Raw genomic sequence first — 17,576 nt, 5'->3', positions numbered from 1 at the left:
GCGCCCCGGGCCGGACGGAGTCGCCCCCTCGCGGAATCACTCGATTCAGTTGCGGAGAAAGTACCTTCGTTTCGACATTGAAGGCACTTTCTCCGCAACTCAACCTGAACCTCGGCGGTTCACGGAACGGTCAGCGCGGCTGCATCCGGATGGCGCCGTCGAGCCGGATGGTCTCGCCGTTGAGCATGGGGTTCTCGACGATGTGGCGCACGAGGGCCGCATATTCGCTCGGGTCGCCGAGCCGGGACGGATGCGGCACCTGCGCGCCGAGGGAGTCCCGCACCTCCTGCGTCATGCCCTGCATCATCGGGGTGTCGAAGATGCCCGGCGCGATGGTCATCACCCGGATGAACGACTGGGCGAACTCGCGGGCGAGCGGCAGGGTCATCGCGGCGACCCCGCCCTTGGACGCCGCGTAGGCGGCCTGCCCGATCTGGCCGTCGAAGGCCGCGACCGACGCGGTGTTCACGATCACGCCGCGCTCGGATGCTCCCTGTCCGGTTCCGCCGAGCGGTTCCGTCTGTTGCATGGCGGCGGCGGCCAGCCGGATCACGTTGAACGTGCCGACGAGGTTGATCCGGATGGCGCGTTCGAAGTCCTCCAGCGGCAGCGGGCCGCCCCGGCCGACCGTGCGCGCGCCGGGGGCGATGCCGGCGCAGTTGACGACGATCCGCAGCGGGGCCAGCGCGGTCGCGGCATCCACCGCGGCCTGAACGTCGGCCGGGTTGGTCACGTCGCCCGGCGCGAAGACGGCGCGACCGCCGAAATCGGCGGCGATCCGCTCGCCCGGCGATCCGGGGAGGTCGAGCAGCACCACGATGGCGCCGGCCTCGTGCAGGGCCGTCGCGGTGGCCAGGCCGAGGCCGGAGGCGCCTCCGGTGACGAGGGCGGAGCATGCGTCGATCTGCATGGGGTTAGAGCCTTTCGATAATGGTGGCGTTGGCCATGCCGCCGCCTTCGCACATTGCCTGGAGGCCGAAGCGGCCGCCGGTGGCTTCGAGGTGGTTCAGCAGGGTGCCGAGCAGGCGCGTTCCGGAGGAGCCGAGCGCGTGGCCGAGGGCGATCGCGCCGCCGCGCGGGTTGAGCCGCTCCGGGTCGGCGTGCAGGTCCTGGAGCCAGGCCAGCGGCACGGAGGCGAAGGCCTCGTTGACCTCGTAGGCGTCGAGGTCGTCGATGCCGAGGCCCGCGCGGTCGAGGATGCGGCGGGTCACCGGGATCACGCCGGTGAGCATGAGCAGGGGGTCGCTGCCGGTGACCGCAAAGCTGTGGAAGCGGGCGCGGGGGGTGAGGCCGAGCTGTTCGGCGCGGGCGGCGCTCATGATCAGCGCGGCGGATGCGCCGTCGGTCAGCGGGGAGGAATTGCCGGCGGTGATCTGCCAGTCGAGGTCGGGGAAGCGCTCGGCGAGGGCGTCGGTGCGGAAGGCCGGCTGGAGGCCGGCCAGGGATTCGACGGTGGTGCCGGCCCGGACGGTTTGGTCGAGGCTGACCACGCTGCCGTCCGGCGTGGCCACGGGCACGATCTCGCGGGCGAAGTCGCCGCGCCCGGCCGCGGCCGCGGCGAGGCGGTGCGAGCGGGCGGCGAAGGCGTCGAGCTCCTGCCGGCCGAGGCCCCACTTCTCGTTGATCAGCTCGGCCGAGACGCCCTGGCTGACCAGGCCCTCCGGGTAGCGCTCGCGGAGGAGCTCGCCGTAGGGGTCCTTTCCGCTGAGGGAGGAGCCGAGCGGCACCCGGCTCATCGATTCGACGCCGCAGGCGATGACGATGTCGTAGCTGCCGGCGATCACGCCCTGGGCGGCGAAGGTGGCGGCCTGTTGGCTGGAGCCGCACTGCCGGTCGATCGTGACGGCGGGGACGGAGTCGGGGAAGCCCGCGGCGAGGAGCGCGGTGCGGGTGATGTTGAAGCCCTGTTCGCCGGCCTGGCTGACGCATCCGCCGATCACGTCGTCGACGAGGGCCGGATCGAGGCCGTTGCGGCTGACCAGCTCGCCCAGCACGCCCGCGAGCAGGTCGGCGGGGTGCACGCCGGAGAGGGCGCAGCCGGGCTTGCCGCGGCCCGACGGGGTGCGGACGACATCCACGATTACGGCTTCGTTGCTCATGTCCCCAGCCTAGGACACCCCCGCGAAACCGCAGTTGTGCGCGCTAAGCGGGCGTTTTAACGCGCACAACTGCGGTTTCGCGGGGGGTCGGGGCTAGTCGGAGAGGGCCCACATGGCGACGGCGCTGGCCGCGGCCACGTTGAGCGAGTCGATGCCGTGCTTCATCGGGATCTGCACCACGGTGTCGGATGCCGCGAGCGCCTCGTCGGTGAGCCCGTGCCCCTCGGCGCCGAGCACGAGGGCGAGCCGCTCGTGCGCGCGGCCGTCGAAGTCACGCAGGCTCACGGCATCCGGGGTCAGGGCGAGCGCGGCCACATGAAAGCCGTGCCGGGTCAGCAGCCCGCGGGTGGCCGGCCAGTCGCCGACTCGGGTCCACGGCACCTGCAGCACGGTGCCCATCGAGACCCGGATGGCGCGGCGGTAGAACGGGTCGGAGCAGCGCGGCGTGACCAGGATCGCGTCCGCGCCGATCGCGCCGGCCGAGCGGAAGATGGCCCCGACGTTGGTGGGATCGGCGACGTCCTCGAGGATGACGATGCGGCGGGCGCCGGCGAGCAGCTCGTCCGGGTCGGGCAGGGCCGGCCGGTGCATCGAGGCAATCAGGCCGCGGTGCAGGATGTACCCGGTCAGCTCCGCGAGCAGCTCCCCCGGCCCGACGAAAACCGCAACGTCTGCGGCCCGATCGCCGAGGGCGGCCAGGGCCTCCTCGGCAGAGCCGCCGAGGGCGAGCACCGAGCGCGGCTGGTGCCCGGCCCGGAGCGCCCGCTCGAAGACGAGCAACGACTCGGCGAGGTACAGCCCGTGTTCGGTGCCGCGGGCCTTCTTGAGCGCCACATCGGTCAGGTGCGCGTAGTCGGCCAGCCGCGGGTCGCTGAGCTCTGTGATCTCGATGACGGGCATCCGCAAAGTCTAGGCCGCGGCCCACGCGCCCCCTCGTGCCCGCCGGCCGTTGTGGCCAACTCAGGAGAATCCGTTCCCGCGGGTCCCCAGTCCGCGGACCAGCGCGGCAAGTTCCGGATGCGACACCGATTCTCCTGAGTTAGTCACACACACACACGGACACGGACACGGACACACGCAGCCGGAGCTCCCGCGCGGTGCGCGGGAGCTCCTCAGGGTGGGGCGGGGCGGGGCTAGACGGTAAAGGGATCGGGCGTGAGCGTGTACTTCGTCGAGAGGTACTCGTGGATGCCCTCGAAGCCGCCCTCACGGCCGAGACCCGACTGCTTGACCCCGCCGAACGGGGCGGCCGCGTTGGAGATGACGCCCATGTTGAGCCCCATCATGCCGGTCTGCAGGCGCTCAATCATCCGCTGCCCGCGGGCCAGGTCCTTCGTGAACACGTAGCTGATCAGCCCGAATTCGGTGTCGTTGGCGATCCGCACCGCGTCATCCTCGTCGACGAACGGGATGATCGACAGCACCGGCCCGAAGATCTCTTCGCGCAGGATGTCGCTGCCGGCCTTCACCCCGCTGATCACGGTGGGCTGGTAGAAGGTGCCGACGCCCTCGATCGCGGAGCCGCCGGTGAGCAGCGTGGCGCCGCGCCGGACGGCGTCCTGCACGAGCGTGTCGGCTTTCGCCACGGCGTCGTCGTTGATCAGCGGGCCGATCGTGACGCCGTCTTCGGTGCCGCGCCCGACGGTGAAGCCGTTCACACGCTCCGTGACGCGGCGCGCGAATTCCTCGGCGATGGAGGCGTGCACGACGAACCGGTTCGCGGCGGTGCAGGCCTGGCCGATGTTGCGGAACTTGGCCATGATCGCCCCGTCAACGGCCCGGTCGAGGTCTGCGTCCTCGAACACGATGAACGGGGCGTTGCCGCCGAGCTCCATCGAGGTGCGCAGCACGCCCTGGGCGGACTGCTGGATGAGCTTCTGGCCGACGGCGGTCGAGCCGGTGAAGGAGAGCTTGCGCAGCCGCGGGTCGGCGATGATCGGCCCGGCCACGGCCGAGGAGGTCGAGGTCGTGATCACATTGACGACACCGGCCGGAAGACCGACCTCTTCGAACAGTTTGACCAGGTAGAGGGTGGTCAGCGGGGTGAGCTCGGCCGGCTTGATGACGACCGTGCAGCCGGCGGCGAGCGCCGGGGCGATCTTCCGGGTCGCCATGGCGAGCGGGAAGTTCCACGGGGTGATCAGGAAGCTCGGCCCCACCGGGTGCTGGGTGACGATCATCCGGCCGGTGCCCTCGGGGTTGGTGCCGTAGCGGCCGCTGATCCGCACGGCCTCCTCGCTGAACCAGCGCAGGAACTCGCCGCCGTAGGCGACCTCGCCGTGCGCCTCGGCCAGCGGCTTGCCCATCTCGAGCGTCATCAGCATCGCGAACTCGTGCTTGCGCTCCTGCAGCAGGTCGAACGCGCGGCGCAGGATCTCGCCGCGCACCCGCGGCGGGGTGGCGGCCCAGCTGTCCTGAGCCTCCACGGCGGCGTCGAGTGCGGCGGCGCCGTCTTCGACCCGGGCGTCGGCGATCGTCTTTATCACCTTGCCCGTGGCGGGGTCGAACACCTGGAGCGTGCCGCCATCGGCAGCCGGTACCCACCGGCCGTTGATGTACAGCTCGTTGGGTACCTGCGCGAGCAATTCGGATTCTGAAATGTGCAACACAATGCCTCCTCGGAAAGTCTGCTTCAAATCTAGCCGGTCTGAGCAAGAACTTCGCCCGGCCGCAGCGGAAGAGAGTCGTCTCGGTGACTGACGACGACGGATTCCGCGGCAGCCGGACGAAAATACGCTCAGATCCGCTGCATTCGGTCCGTGCCGGCCCGCACTTCGCGGATGCGCGCAGGTTCCGGCGGTCGATCACCGGGCGCCAGAGAGTCGCCGTTCCTGCCGACAGTCGCCGTTGCACCGGGGATTCTCGGCGTAATCGGCGATTCTCGGCGAGGGGATCCACCGGCGGCTCGAGTGCGGATGATATACGATCTGTGATACGTTGGCCGGATCGTATCGGAGATACAAGGGAGTATTCCATGGCAGTGACGCCTCGATCGGTAGCGACCACCAGATCATGCTGATTCCACAGGTTCCGGGTGCCGGCGAACACGGCACAGGGGGTGCGCCGGGCAAGATCATTGCCGTGCACCTCAACTACCCGAGCCGCGTCGCCCAGCGCGGCCGCACTCCGGAGCAGCCCGGGTATTTCCTGAAGCCGGCCACCTCGCTCGCCGTGAGCGGGGCTCCGGTCGAACGCCCGGCCGGATGCGAGCTGCTCGCGTTCGAGGGAGAGATCGCGCTGGTCATCGGGCGCCTCACCCGCCGCGTCACACCCGAGGAGGGCTGGGCGGCCGTCTCGCACGTCACCGCGGCCAACGACCTGGGCGTCTACGACCTGCGCCACGCCGATAAGGGCTCGAACCTGCGCTCCAAGGGCGGCGACGGCTTCACCCCGCTCGGCCCGGTCTTCCTGCCCGCCGAGGGCCTCGACCCGGCCGGCCTGCGCCTGCGCACCTGGGTCAACGGCGAGCTCGTGCAGGACGACACGACCGCCGACCTGCTCTTTCCGTTCGGCCGGCTGGTGGCCGACCTCTCCCAGCTGATCACGCTCGAGCCCGGGGACGTCATCCTCACCGGAACTCCGGCGGGGTCATCCGTCGTCTCGCCCGGCGACGTCGTCGAGGTCGAGGTGGATGCCCCCGACGCCCCCGGCGCGCCGACAACGGGCCGTCTCGTCACCCCCATCACCGGGGGCACCGTGCCGCTCGCCCCGTGGGGCGCCGGGCCCAGGGTCGACGACCTGCAGCGCGCGGAGGCCTGGGGCTCGGCCGAGGCCGCCGGCCTCGTGTCGGCGGATGCCCCCGCGGACGCGCCGGCGGATGCCCCGGCCGCGTTCACCCTCACGCCCGAGCTCATCGCCCGGATCAACAGCGTCGGCACGGCCACCCTCAGCTCCCAGCTGCGTAAGCGCGGCCTGAACAACGTGTCCATCGACGGGCTCCGGTCGACCCGGCCGGAGGCCCGCCTCGTCGGCCGCGCCCGCACGCTGCGCTACATTCCGAACCGGGAAGACCTGTTCGAGTCCCACGGCGGCGGGTACAACGCCCAGAAACGCGCCTTCGACGGGCTCGGCCCGGGCGACGTGCTGGTGATGGAGGCCCGCGGCGAGCGCGGCACGGGCACGGTCGGCGACATCCTCGCCCTGCGCGCCCAGGTGCGCGGAGCCGCCGGCCTCGTCACCGACGGCGGCGTGCGCGACCTCGTGGCCGTCTCCGCCCTGGACATCCCCACCTACCACGCCGGCGGGCACCCGGCCGTGCTCGGGCGCCGCCACGTTCCCTGGGACGTGGACGTGACCGTCGCCTGCGGCGGCACGTCGGTGCAGCCCGGCGACGTCATCGTCGGCGATGCCGACGGGCTGCTCGTCATCCCGCCGCACCTGGTCGAGGAAGTCGTCACCGCGGGGATCGAACAGGAACGCGAGGAAACGTTCATCGCCGCCATGGTCGCCGCCGGCGAGGGCGTCGACGGCCTGTACCCGATGAACGCGGCCTGGCGGGCACGCTACCTGGAGGAGCGGGACGCATGAGCGCCTCGGATGCCGCCGGCGTGAGCAAGTCCCAGCTCGCCTACGGGTGGATTCGGGAGCGCATCGCCGACGGCCGGTTCAGCCCGGGCTACCGGCTCGTGCTCGGCCAGATCGCCGGCGACCTCGGGGTCAGCGCGGTTCCGGTGCGCGAGGCCATCCGGAAACTCGAGGCCGAGGGCCTGATCACCTTCGAACGCAATGTCGGCGCCCAGGTGGCCATGCTGAACGCCGCCGAGTACGAAGTCACCATGCAGACGCTCGGCCTGGTCGAGGGGTACGCCACCGCCCTCGCCGCCCCCACGATCAGCGTCGTCACCCTGCGCAAGGCCAGGGCCGTGAACCAGGCGATGCGGGAGAACCTCACCCACTTCGAACCGGCCAGCTTCACCCGGCTGAACGCCGAGTTCCACACGCTCCTGTTCGAGACCTGCCCCAACCCGCACATCCTCGACCTGGTGCACCGCGGCTGGACCCGCCTGAACGCGCTGCGCAGCTCGACCTTCAGCTTCGTGCCGGGCCGTGCCCCCGAATCCGTCGCCGAGCACGACGCGCTGCTCGACCTGATCGAGGGCGGAGCGGACCCGCTCGACATCGAGCTCTGCGCCCGCAACCACCGCCTGTCCACCCTCGACGCCTTCCTCGCCCACCACGCGTAACACCGATCCGGGCACGCAAGCACCGGATCAGAGAGCAGAGACAATGAAGTTCCGCAGCAATCCAGCCCAGATCAAGGGCTCCATCGCGCCCCTGATGTCGCCGTTCACCGCGGACGGGGCCGTCGACCACGCGGGCCTGGTCAACCTCGTGAACTGGCAGCTGGCATCCGGCACCCACGGAATCTCGATCGGCGGCTCGACCGGCGAGCCCAGCTCGCAGACCATCGCCGAGCGCGCCGACGCCATCCGCACGGTCGCCGCCGCGATCGACGACCGGGTGCCGTTCATGCCCGGCACCGGCTCGGCCAAGCTCGACGAGACCCTCGAGCTCACCGCTGCCGCGCAGGATGCCGGCGTCGACGCCGCCCTGATCATCACGCCGTACTACGCCCGCCCCACCCAGGAGGCGCTCTACGTCTGGTACAAAACGGTCGCCGAGGAGTTCCCCGACCTGCCGATCGTGGCCTACAACGTGCCCAGCCGCACCGCTGTCGACATCGGCCCGGAGACCATCGCGCGCCTCTACCGCGATTTCGACAACTTCGTCGGCGTCAAGGAGACGACCAAGGACTTCGAGCACTTCTCCCGGGTGCTCCAGCTCTGCGGTCCCGACCTGCTGGTCTGGAGCGGCATCGAGCTGCTCTGCCTGCCGTTGCTCGCCCTCGGCGGCGTCGGCTACATCAGCGCCACCTCGAACATCGCCCCGGTCGCCCACGTCGAGATGTACAACGCGTGGATCGAGGGCGACATCGAACGCGCACGGGAGATCCACTACGGCCTGCACCCGCTCGTCGACCTGCTCTTCGTCGAGACCAACCCGGCGCCGGGCAAATGGGTGCTCGAGCAGCGCGGCCTGATCGCATCCGGTTTCGTGCGCCCGCCGCTGATCACGCCGACGCCTGAAGGCATCGAAAAAATGACCAGGCTGCTGGCCGCGGGCGAGAAATACCTCTCCCCGGTCGACGGCTTCACCGTGAAGGGAGCATGACCATGCCCGACCCCGCCTCCGCCGCCGTCCGCGCGGCCCAGATGCACGCCGCGCCCACCCACCACGCGGCCGCCGCCCACTACATCCCGGAGAACCTGCCGACCCGGATCCAGCACTTCATCGACGGCGAGTTCGTCGACAGCGTGTCGGGGAAGACGTTCGACGTGCTCGACCCGGTGTCGAACCGGAGCTACGCCACGGCCGCCGCCGGGCAGGCGGAGGACATCGACCTGGCCGTCGCCGCGGCGACGCGCGCGTTCACCGACGGGCCCTGGCCCCGGATGCTCCCCCGCGCCCGCGCGCAGGTGCTGAACCGCATCGCCGAAGCGATCGAGGCGCAGGATGCCCGGCTGGCCGAACTCGAAACCTTCGACACCGGGCTGCCGATCACGCAGGCCCTCGGCCAGGCGCACCGCGCGGCCGAGAACTTCCGCTTCTTCGCCGACCTGATCGTGGCCCAGGCCGACGACACGTACAGCGTGCCCGGGCGGCAGATCAACTACGTCAACCGCAAGCCGGTCGGTGTCGCCGGCCTGATCACCCCGTGGAACACCCCGTTCATGCTGGAGAGCTGGAAGCTCGCCCCCGCGCTGGCCTCCGGCTGCACCGTCGTGCTCAAGCCGGCCGAGTTCACTCCGCTGTCGGCGAGCCTGTGGGCGGAGATCTTCGCCGCCGCCGGGCTGCCCGCCGGGGTGTTCAACCTGGTCAACGGGATCGGCGAGGAGGCCGGCGACGCGCTGGTGAAGCATCCGAGAGTCCCCCTGATCTCGTTCACCGGCGAGACCACAACCGGCCAGCTGATCTACCGCAACTGCGCCGCGAACCTCAAGGGCATGTCGATGGAGCTCGGCGGCAAGTCGCCCGCCGTCGTCTTCGCCGACGCCGACCTCGACGCGGCGATCGACTCGACCCTGTTCGGTGTCTTCTCGCTCAACGGCGAGCGCTGCACCGCCGGCAGCCGCATCCTGGTCGAGCGCAGCATCTACGAGGACTTCTGCGCCCGCTTCGCGGCGCGCGCCCAGCAGATCGTGGTCGGCGACCCGCACGACCCGAAGACCGAGGTGGGCGCGCTCGTGCACCCCGAGCACTTCGCCAAGGTGATGAGCTACGTGGAGCTCGGCAAGTCCGAGGGCCGCCTGCTCGCCGGCGGCGGCCGCCCGGCCGGCCTTCCGGAGGGCAACTACGTGGCGCCGACGGTGTTCGCGGATGTCGCCCCGACGGCGCGGATCTTCCAGGAGGAGATCTTCGGCCCGGTCGTGACGATCACCCCGTTCGACACCGACGCGGAGGCCCTCGAACTGGCCAACGGCGTGAAGTACGGGCTGGCCGCCTACCTCTGGACCTCGGACCTCACCCGCGCGCACACCTTCGCGCACGCGGTCGAGGCCGGCATGGTCTGGCTGAACTCGCACAACGTGCGGGACCTCCGCACGCCGTTCGGCGGGGTGAAGGCCTCCGGTCTCGGCCACGAGGGCGGCTACCGGTCGATCGACTTCTACACCGACCAGCAGGCCGTGCACATCTCGCTCGGCGTCGTGCACACCCCCCGCTTCGGCGCGCGCTAGCCCCCGCTCGGGCTGTGAGGGGTGGCATATCGACCTTCATTGCCGTCAGGAAGGTCGATATGCGACCCCTCACGGGCGGGGCCCCGTCCCGCACCGTCACGAACCCACTCAACGAGGAGATCTCCCATGAACCCCCAGCCCACCTCCACCCCGCCGGACATCATCCGCGCCGCCTACGCGGAGCTGATCGTGACCGACCTCGCCGAGTCCCGCGCGTTCTACGTGGGCGTGCTCGGGCTCGTCGTCACCTACGAGGACGACGAGGCCATCTACCTGCGCGCCTTCGAGGAATACCTGCACCACTCCCTGGTGCTGCGCCTCGGCCCGGTCGCCGCCCTCGCCGCCCTCGCCTACCGGGTGCGGTCGCAGGACGAGGTCGCGGTCGCGGCCGACTACTACCGCGAGCTCGGCGCCCGCGTCGAGCCACGCCCGGCCGGCGCGACCCGCGGCGTCGGCGAGGCGGTCAGGGTCGAGGATCCGCTGGGCTTCCCGGTCGAGTTCTTCTACGACTCCGAGCACGTCGAACGCTTCACCCGCCGCTACGACGTGCACGGTGCCGGGGCGATCTCCCGCCTCGACCACTTCAACGTGATGACCCCCGACGTCGAGGCCGCCCGCGCCTACCACGAGGGCCTCGGCTTCACCGTGTCCGAGGACATCCAGGATGCCGAGGGCACCACCTACGCCGCGTGGATGTACCGCAAGCCCACCGTGCACGACGTCGCCCTCACCGGCGGCGACGGCCCGCGCCTGCACCACATCGCCTTCGCCACGCACGAGCAGCACCAGATCCTGCACATCTGCGACCACCTCGGAGCCCTGCGCCAATCGGACAAGATCGAGCGCGGTCCGGGCCGGCACGGCGTCTCGAACGCGTTCTACCTGTACCTGCGCGACCCCGACGGGCACCGGATCGAGATCTACACGCAGGATTACTACACCGGCGACCCGGACAACCCCACCCTCACCTGGGACGTGCACGACAACCAGCGCCGCGACTGGTGGGGCAACCCGGTCGTGCCCAGCTGGTACAGCGAGGCATCCGCCGTGCTCGACCTGGACGGCGTCGTGCGCCCCCTGGTCGCGCGCACCGAGCCGGCCGAGGCGGCCGTCACGATCGGCGCCGACGGCTTCTCGTACACCCGCGAGGGCGAGCCGATCCCCGAGTACAAGCTCGGCCACCAGCTCTAACCGTCCCCCATTCCCCATCCCCCATCCCCGTCTCCCGTCCCCACCCCACATCCCCGCGAGACAGCAGTTGTGCGCGTTATGGCGCACGTTTAACGCGCACAACTGCGGTTTCGCGGGAAAGGGCGGGAAAAAAATGGGCGAAGGGGGCAGGGGGAAGGGGGAAGGGGGTAGGGGGCAGGGGTCAGGGGGTAGGGGTCAGGGGGCAGGCGGGAAGGGGTCAGGCGAGGAAGGCCAGCGCGGCCTGCTTGAACTCGCGGGAGGTCAGGGCGTTGATGTGGCCGCGGCCGGCGAGTTCCAGGTACTCCGAACCGCGCGCCCGCGCGATCTCCTCCACTCCGGCCGGGATCGTGTCGGCCCCGCCGGCGGCGTAGAGCACCGGGATGCCCGGCGGCACGTCGAGCGTGGCGCCCGCGACTCCCTGCACGCAGGCCATGAGCGCGTCCCGGTCGGCGCCTGCCTGGATCGCCGCGCCGAGCACTGCCGCGATCGTCGGGTCGGCCGGCAGGTCGCCGTGGGTCACGAAGCGGCGCACCGCGTCCGGGTCCCAGGTTTCGAAGAGTTCCAGCGGCCCGGCCCCGCCGAGCACGACCCGCCGCACCCGCTCGGGCGCCAGCTGGGTGAGGGCCGCGGCGACGCGCGAGCCCATCGAGTAGGCGATGACGTCGACCTGGTCGAGTTCGAGCGCGTCGAGCACGGCGACGAGGTCGGCCGCGAGCTGGCGCGGCGCGTAGTCGGCCGCGCGGCGGGGAGCATCGCTGCGCCCGTGGCCGCGCAGGTCGGGGGTGATCACGCCGCGTCCGGCATCCGTGATCGCGCGCACCCAGCCGGGGGTCGACCAGGTGACCGCGGCCGTCGACGCGAAGCCGTGCACGAGGAGGATGGGGCGCTCCCCCGGCACGTAGTCGTAGGCGATCCGCACTCCGTCGAGGCGCCGGGCGAATTCGGCCACCGCTACCGGACGCTCACTCAGCGACACCTATTCGACCACGTCAGACGTGGCGAGGGCGGCGCCCAGGTGAGCCATTTCGGCCAGGGCCGCCTCGCTCGTCTCCGCCGTTACCCCGGCGACCAGGTCGGTGAGCACGCGCACGTGCTGGCCGTGCTCGAGCGCGTCGACGACCGAGGCGCGCACGCAGTAGTCGGTGGCCAGGCCGACGACGTCGACATCCGTCACGCCGTTGGCGATCAGCAGTTCGCCGGTCTTGTCCCCGCCCTCGGAGACGCCGTCGAAGATGGAGTACCCCGGGGAGCCCTGGCCCTTGCGGATGTGGATGGTCTCCTCGGGCAGCAACAGGGCCGCGTGGTAGTCGGCGCCGGGCGTGCCCGCGACGCAGTGCACCGGCCAGGTGGTGCTGAAGTCGGGCTCGCCCGCCGCGGCGAAGTGGCCCGCATTGTCGCTGTCGGCATCGTGCCAGTCCCGCGACGCGAAGACGACGTCGTAGGCGTTCGGATGCGCCGCCAGCAGTTCGGTCACCGCCGAAGCCACGGCGCCGCCGCCCGCCACGGCGAGCGCGCCGCCCTCGGTGAAGTCGTTCTGCACGTCGATGATGAACAGTGCCCTGGTCACGGATTTCTCCTTCGCTTCAGTTGTTCGAGAGGTTGTCGCCGCAGCGGAAGAACCCCGTCGTAATGGTATCGATGGCCTGCTTCGCATTATCGCTCACATCACCCAGCGCGTATACGGCGAAGGTCAGCGGGGTGCCGTCGGCGGCGTGGATGATGCCCGACAGCGTGTACCCGGTGTCTATCCAGCCGGTCTTCGCGAAGACGGCCCCGTCGGCGGCCGCGTTGGCGCCGGCGAACCGGTCGCTGTAGGAGAGCGACCCGGTGCGCCCGGCGACGGGCAGGCCGTCGGCGATGACGCCCAGGCTGCCCTCGCGCCGGTGGACCTTCACGAACAGGCGGGTCAGGTAGGCCGGGGCGACCGCGTTGTCCACGCTCAGGCCGGAGCCGTCCGTGATCACGATCCCGGTCGTGTCGATGCCGTAGGGCTCGAGTCCGCCGACGATGCCCTGCTGCAGCGCGTCGAACGTGTTCCCGGCGCCGGATTCCACCGCGACGAGCCGGGCGAGCATCTCGGCGACGGCGTTGTCCGAGACGATCAGTGACTGCTTCACCAGGGTGGATACCGGCTGGGACGACACCGCCGCGAGCTTCGCGGCGCCGGCGGGGGCGGTGCCCCGGCTGATCGACACTCCGCCGCCGAGGGCGTCGGCGAAGGCCTGCCCGGCCCGGCCGATCGGGTCCTCGCTGCGCGGCGAGGTGCCCCGGTACGGGTCCTCGCGGTCGCCGTCGACCTGCAGCGCGGTGATTTCGGGCATGTAGCCGGCCGCCAGTTCCGTGCGCGCCCAGCCGGGCTGCCAGCCGGGGCCGCCGAAGAGCGACGCGTCGAGCACGAGCGAGGTGATCGGAGTGCCGGGGTGCGCCGCGGTCCATGCCGCGGTGGTCTGCCGGGCCAGCTCGTCGAGGTGCGCGGCGCCGGCGTAGACGGATTCGTTGCCCGACGGTGTGCGGGACAGCGTCACGTCTCCCCCGCCGACGAGCACCACCTGGCCCGGTTCGCTGCCGGCGACGACGGTGGTCGTGGCCCGGTAGTCCGGTCCGAGCACACTGAGCGCGGCGGCGCTCGTGAGCACCTTGAGCACGCTGGCCGTGCGGGAGGCGGTGCGTCCGCCGCGGTCGAAGAGCACCTCGCCGGTGTCCGCGTTGACCACATGCGCCTGGAAGTGTGCGAGGCGGGGATCAGCGGCGAGGCCGGCCACCGAGCAGGTGCGGAGGCGCCCCGGGACGGTGGTGGCGGCCGGGACGGGACGGGCCGTCGGCTGCGCGCTCGCGGCGGGCACGGCCGCGGTGGGACTCACGGCGGCCACGGGCATCCGGCCGGCGGTCGAGGCGCCGACGGCGACCATTGCGCCTCCGAGCAGGGCGAACAGGGCGGCCCCGGCGGCGACCCGCACGGCTGCGCGGTGCCGGGCGAGGAACGACCGACCGGCGCGGGCCGAGCGGCGGTCGAGCGGGGCATCCGGTTCGTTCACCCCAGCATGCTAGCCGCCCGGCCTGACCGATTCCCAGCGTCGGCCGGCCCGGACAACGGGCTCTGGGGCAACGGGCCTCAGACCGGGAGCGATTCCAGCCGGCGGTGCTCCAGCCACTCGTCGAGCACGTCGGCGGGGAGGGCCTTGGAGAGGAAGAAACCCTGGGCGTGGTCGCAGCCCTGGCGCACCAGGGCGTCGTAGGCATCCGCGTCTTCGACGCCCTCGGCCACCATGCGCAGGCCCAGGCTGTGCGCGAGGTGGATGGTGGACGACACGAGCGCGGCGGCCCGCAGGTCATCGGCCATGGGGATGACGAATGAGCGGTCCAGCTTGAGCTCGTCTATGGGCAGGTCCCGCAGGTAGGCCAGGGAGCTGTAGCCGGTGCCGAAGTCGTCGACGGCCAGACGGATGCCGCCCGCACTCAACTCGGTCAGGATCGCCCGGGCGCGCTCCCGGTCGGCCATCAGGAATTCCTCGGTGATTTCGAGCATGAGGGCGGATGCCGGCAGTCGCCTGGCCGCGATCATCCCGATCACGCGCTGCGGCAGGTCCGCGTCGACGAGGGAACTCGCCGACAGGTTGACGGCGACCGTCATCGGCCGGCCCTCGGCCTCCCAGACCGCGGCCTGGTCCAGCGCCTTTTCGAGCACCACCTCGGTCATCCAGTGCATCAGGCCGGCCTCCTCCACGAGCACGAGGAACGCTTCGGGGTAGAGCAGGCCGCGGGCCGGGTGCTTCCAACGGACGAGGGCTTCCACCCCGTGCACGGTGCCGGTGGTGAGGTCGATTTTGGGTTGGTAATGCAGCACGAGCTGGTCGTCGCGCAGGGCGATGCGCAACTCCTCCAGGGTGCGGAGACGGTCGTCGCCGTGGCTGTTGTCGACGCTCATGTAGATATGGTGGCCGCTGCGCGCCGCCTTGGCCTTGTACATCGCCATGTCGGCCTTGCGCAGGAGCACCTTGAGGTCGTCGCCCTGGTCGGGAGACAGGGCGATTCCGATGCTGACGTCGACCTGCAGCGCGATCCCCTCCAGCGTGAACGACTCGGCCAGCGCCGCGCGCAGCTTCACGGCCACGGCCACGGCCTGGTCCCGGCCCGCGTTGTCGAGGAACACCGCGAATTCGTCGCCGCCCAGCCGGGCCAGCAGGTCACGGCCGCGAAGGTGCGTCGACAATCGAACGCCCACTTGCACCAGGAGCCGGTCGCCGACGTCGTGGCCGAGGCTGTCGTTGACCTCCTTGAAGCGGTCCAGGTCCAGCAACAGCAGTGCGCTGTGTCCGTCCTGGCGTGCTGCCAGACGCTCGGGGACATCCGCGTAGAGCGCCCGGCGGTTCGGCAGCCCGGTCAGGTCATCCGTCAGCGCCTGCCGACGCAGGTCGGCCATTTTGACCAGCTGACGGAAGGCCAGCTGGGTGCGAACCACCGCCAGGACCAGGGTTCCGCCGGCGAGGGCGACCGCGAGGGCGGATACGGGCAGCCGGGTACCCAGGATCAGCACGCCCAGCGCCGCTGCCGTTGCGGCGGCCGGCACCAACAGGCCCCACACGCCCTTGAGCCCGCGACTCCCCGCGCCAGCCGGACGCGTCGCGCCGTCGACCCACGTGGCCACGAGGGCGAGGCCGAGGGTCCAGGCGGCATCCACCATCGTTTCCAGCCGGTAGCCGGCACCGCGGCCCATCAGTGCCAGGACGACATCGGATGCCGCGAAGATCAGGAACCCGCCGATGAGCAGCACCCAGCGGCGTCCGAGCCGCAGGCCGGGGGCGGCTGCCACTCCGACCGCCGCCGCCACCAAAGCCAGGTCCAGCAGCGGGTAGGCGACGCCGACGACGGTGGCGACGGACGGCGAGCCGCCGGCCGCGGTATCCAGGATCGGGCTGAGCAGCACCGCCAGCACCGCGGCCGTGCCGAGGGCGCCGACCGCGCTGTCCAGCAGCACCGAGGAGGCCAGGCCGCCCAGCTGGCTGCGCACGAGCGCGAGCAGGGCCGCCAGCATCAACACGTAGAAGAGCAGGTAGCCGGCGTCGGCGGCCGACGGGAAGGGAAGTTCGCTCCCGGTGGCCGTCGCGGCGACCGTATAGCTGTCCGCGAGCGCGAACGCGGTGACCGCGGTTGCGGCGAGGATGACCTGGAGGCTCCGGAATCCGACCCGGGACGCGGCAACCCAGCACACGGCCACCGGAACCCAGTCGCAGAGCAGCGACAACCAGACCTGCGCCGGCGAGCCGGCTTCGGCACCGGGGAGCAGGAGCCCGACGGTGAAGAGGCCGAGGGCGGCCCACAGCGCCCAGAGGGGCCAGGCGCCGGACCGGTCGCCGCGGCCGCCGGAGCGCCGGGCGACCTGCATGCTTGACTGCACAAAACCCCCCGATTAGCGGACGATTTCACGGTATCTCAGCGGGGGCGTCTTGCCCAGAGCCCTCCTGCCTCCGGGGCTAACCCAGTCCGGGTGCCCCCCAAGAGCGGCAGTCAGCCTGCCCGGCGCCGGCCGGGATCTTCGGATTACTCGCCGGGGTAGGCCAGCCCGATCTGGTCGCGCACGGCGTCGAGGGTCTCCATGATGGCCACGACCTCTTCGGTCGGGAGGATGTCGCTCGACGTCTTCCCGGCGCCGATGACCTGCTCCATTTCCGCCGCCTGGAAGTGCATGCCTCGGCCGGCGACCTCGGCGGTGAAGCTCTCGACGATTTCGTTGTCGCTGCCGCGAACGTGGATGGTGGTGGGCGAGTACCAGACCTGGTCGATGTCGATCCGCCCCTGGGTGCCCAGGATGGTCGCCGTGTTCGGCCCCTGGGTGTCGCTGGCGGAGAGCGTCGTGGCGATCTGGCCGCCCGGGTAGCGGAAGATCGTCGCGACCTGGGCGTCGGCTCCGGTTTCTTTGAAGGACGCGCTGGCGAGGATCGTCTCGGGGCGCCCGAACAGGTCGGACGCGAACGACAAGGGGTAGATCGCCAGGTCGAGCAGCGCGCCGCCGCCGAGGGCCAGGTCGTTCAGGCGGTGCTTCGGGTCGTCGGGGAGGTCCTGCGTGTGGTCGGCGATCAGGGTGTGCACGTCGCCGAGCGTGCCGGCAGCGATGATCTCGCGCACGCGCACCATGTGCGGCAGGAACCGGGTCCACATGGCTTCCATCACGAGCAGGCCGAGGCTCGCGGCCAGGTCGACGATCTCGCGCGCCTCGCGGCCGTTCATCGCGATGGGCTTCTCGATCAGCACGTGCTTGCCCGCCTTGAGCGCGAGCGCGGCGTTCTCGGCGTGGAACGGATGCGGGGTCGAGACGTAGATGATGTCGACATCCGGATCGGCGACCAGCGCTTCGTAGCTGCCGTGAGCGGTCGGGATCCCGAACCTGGCCGCGAAGGTGTCGGCGGATTGCTGGGTGCGGGAGCCCACGGCCTGAACCTGGAAACCGTGCAGCACGAGGTCGGCGGTGAACAGGTGGGCGATTCCGCCCGTGGCCAGGATGCCCCAGCGAAGAGTGTCGGTCATGCTGCAAGCCTAGGCCGACGGGAACAGG

At 71.0% G+C, this 17,576-nt stretch carries 14 protein-coding genes; 5 read left to right on the top strand and 9 right to left on the bottom strand.

From position 1 onward, the window contains the following. Positions 1 to 130 precede the first annotated feature (130 nt). From BLQ39_RS07565 to BLQ39_RS07550, 4 genes are all read right to left on the bottom strand, one after another. The gene (locus BLQ39_RS07565; RefSeq protein ID WP_092322975.1) at positions 131 to 910 is read right to left on the bottom strand and encodes an SDR family NAD(P)-dependent oxidoreductase; all 780 of its coding nucleotides are present in this window, start codon (positions 908 to 910) and stop codon (positions 131 to 133) included. 4 nt (positions 911 to 914) lie between these two features. After that, positions 915 to 2,099: a thiolase family protein gene (locus tag BLQ39_RS07560; protein WP_092322973.1), complete on the bottom strand. Its 1,185-nt coding sequence runs from the start codon at positions 2,097 to 2,099 to the stop codon at positions 915 to 917. Positions 2,100 to 2,192: 93 nt separating this feature from the next. Further along, positions 2,193 to 2,999, bottom strand: coding sequence for a TrmH family RNA methyltransferase (locus BLQ39_RS07555; protein ID WP_092322972.1), 807 nt, complete (start codon positions 2,997 to 2,999; stop codon positions 2,193 to 2,195). A gap of 233 nt (positions 3,000 to 3,232) precedes the next feature. Further along, a complete protein-coding gene (locus tag BLQ39_RS07550; protein WP_370254875.1) occupies positions 3,233 to 4,699 on the bottom strand; it encodes an NAD-dependent succinate-semialdehyde dehydrogenase in 1,467 nt (488 codons plus the stop codon). A 412-nt stretch (positions 4,700 to 5,111) separates the two neighbouring features. On the opposite strand from BLQ39_RS07550, the gene BLQ39_RS07545 reads away from it, so the two are divergent. From BLQ39_RS07545 to hpaD, 5 genes are all read left to right on the top strand, one after another. Continuing rightward, positions 5,112 to 6,626, top strand: coding sequence for a fumarylacetoacetate hydrolase family protein (locus BLQ39_RS07545; protein WP_092322969.1), 1,515 nt, complete (start codon positions 5,112 to 5,114; stop codon positions 6,624 to 6,626). Beyond that, positions 6,623 to 7,282: a GntR family transcriptional regulator gene (locus tag BLQ39_RS07540; RefSeq protein WP_092322967.1), complete on the top strand. Its 660-nt coding sequence runs from the start codon at positions 6,623 to 6,625 to the stop codon at positions 7,280 to 7,282. Before BLQ39_RS07545 ends, BLQ39_RS07540 begins: the two co-directional genes overlap by 4 nt. A gap of 43 nt (positions 7,283 to 7,325) precedes the next feature. Next, positions 7,326 to 8,270 (top strand): 4-hydroxy-tetrahydrodipicolinate synthase, encoded by a 945-nt coding sequence (gene dapA, locus BLQ39_RS07535; RefSeq protein ID WP_092322966.1) that lies wholly within the window; start codon positions 7,326 to 7,328, stop codon positions 8,268 to 8,270. Between the two features lie 41 nt (positions 8,271 to 8,311). After that, positions 8,312 to 9,835 (top strand): 5-carboxymethyl-2-hydroxymuconate semialdehyde dehydrogenase, encoded by a 1,524-nt coding sequence (gene hpaE / locus BLQ39_RS07530; protein ID WP_092323013.1) that lies wholly within the window; start codon positions 8,312 to 8,314, stop codon positions 9,833 to 9,835. 126 nt (positions 9,836 to 9,961) lie between these two features. After that, entirely contained in the window at positions 9,962 to 11,026 is a 1,065-nt protein-coding gene (hpaD, locus tag BLQ39_RS07525; RefSeq protein WP_092322964.1) for a 3,4-dihydroxyphenylacetate 2,3-dioxygenase, read from the top strand. Between the two features lie 217 nt (positions 11,027 to 11,243). On the opposite strand, the gene BLQ39_RS07520 is transcribed toward hpaD, so the two are convergent. The 5 genes from BLQ39_RS07520 to BLQ39_RS07500 form a co-directional block, all read right to left on the bottom strand. Further along, positions 11,244 to 11,975 carry an alpha/beta fold hydrolase gene (locus BLQ39_RS07520; protein WP_092322963.1) on the bottom strand — a complete coding sequence of 244 codons (732 nt, stop codon included), beginning with the start codon at positions 11,973 to 11,975 and terminating at the stop codon, positions 11,244 to 11,246. A 27-nt stretch (positions 11,976 to 12,002) separates the two neighbouring features. After that, positions 12,003 to 12,593 (bottom strand): isochorismatase family protein, encoded by a 591-nt coding sequence (locus BLQ39_RS07515; RefSeq protein ID WP_092322961.1) that lies wholly within the window; start codon positions 12,591 to 12,593, stop codon positions 12,003 to 12,005. A 16-nt stretch (positions 12,594 to 12,609) separates the two neighbouring features. Beyond that, positions 12,610 to 14,061, bottom strand: a complete 1,452-nt coding sequence (locus tag BLQ39_RS07510; protein WP_241986968.1) for a D-alanyl-D-alanine carboxypeptidase/D-alanyl-D-alanine-endopeptidase — start codon at positions 14,059 to 14,061, stop codon at positions 12,610 to 12,612. Between the two features lie 77 nt (positions 14,062 to 14,138). Further along, a complete protein-coding gene (locus tag BLQ39_RS07505) occupies positions 14,139 to 16,421 on the bottom strand; it encodes a putative bifunctional diguanylate cyclase/phosphodiesterase (protein WP_134575247.1) in 2,283 nt (760 codons plus the stop codon). A gap of 143 nt (positions 16,422 to 16,564) precedes the next feature. Beyond that, complete coding sequence (locus BLQ39_RS07500) at positions 16,565 to 17,548, bottom strand: Gfo/Idh/MocA family protein (RefSeq protein ID WP_092322958.1); 984 nt, start codon at positions 17,546 to 17,548, stop codon at positions 16,565 to 16,567. Between the last annotated feature and the right edge of the window lie 28 nt (positions 17,549 to 17,576).

Origin of the sequence: Cryobacterium psychrotolerans (assembly GCF_900101115.1) — a bacterium.
GTDB lineage: Bacteria > Actinomycetota > Actinomycetes > Actinomycetales > Microbacteriaceae > Cryobacterium > Cryobacterium psychrotolerans.
Note: the sequence above shows the minus strand (reverse complement) of the source record. Positions and strands in the feature narration are given on the sequence as shown.

Excerpts from the sequence above, each read along its gene's own strand:
- BLQ39_RS07545 (WP_092322969.1), top strand. The coding sequence starts at position 5,112 with ATGCTGATTCCACAGGTTCCGGGTGCCGGCGAACACGGCACAGGGGGT.
- BLQ39_RS07565 (WP_092322975.1), bottom strand. The coding sequence starts at position 910 with ATGCAGATCGACGCATGCTCCGCCCTCGTCACCGGAGGCGCCTCCGGC.
- BLQ39_RS07540 (WP_092322967.1), top strand. The coding sequence starts at position 6,623 with ATGAGCGCCTCGGATGCCGCCGGCGTGAGCAAGTCCCAGCTCGCCTAC.
- BLQ39_RS07500 (WP_092322958.1), bottom strand. The coding sequence starts at position 17,548 with ATGACCGACACTCTTCGCTGGGGCATCCTGGCCACGGGCGGAATCGCC.
- hpaE (WP_092323013.1), top strand. The coding sequence starts at position 8,312 with ATGCACGCCGCGCCCACCCACCACGCGGCCGCCGCCCACTACATCCCG.
- BLQ39_RS07555 (WP_092322972.1), bottom strand. The coding sequence starts at position 2,999 with ATGCCCGTCATCGAGATCACAGAGCTCAGCGACCCGCGGCTGGCCGAC.
- BLQ39_RS07560 (WP_092322973.1), bottom strand. The coding sequence starts at position 2,099 with ATGAGCAACGAAGCCGTAATCGTGGATGTCGTCCGCACCCCGTCGGGC.
- hpaD (WP_092322964.1), top strand. The coding sequence starts at position 9,962 with ATGAACCCCCAGCCCACCTCCACCCCGCCGGACATCATCCGCGCCGCC.
- dapA (WP_092322966.1), top strand. The coding sequence starts at position 7,326 with ATGAAGTTCCGCAGCAATCCAGCCCAGATCAAGGGCTCCATCGCGCCC.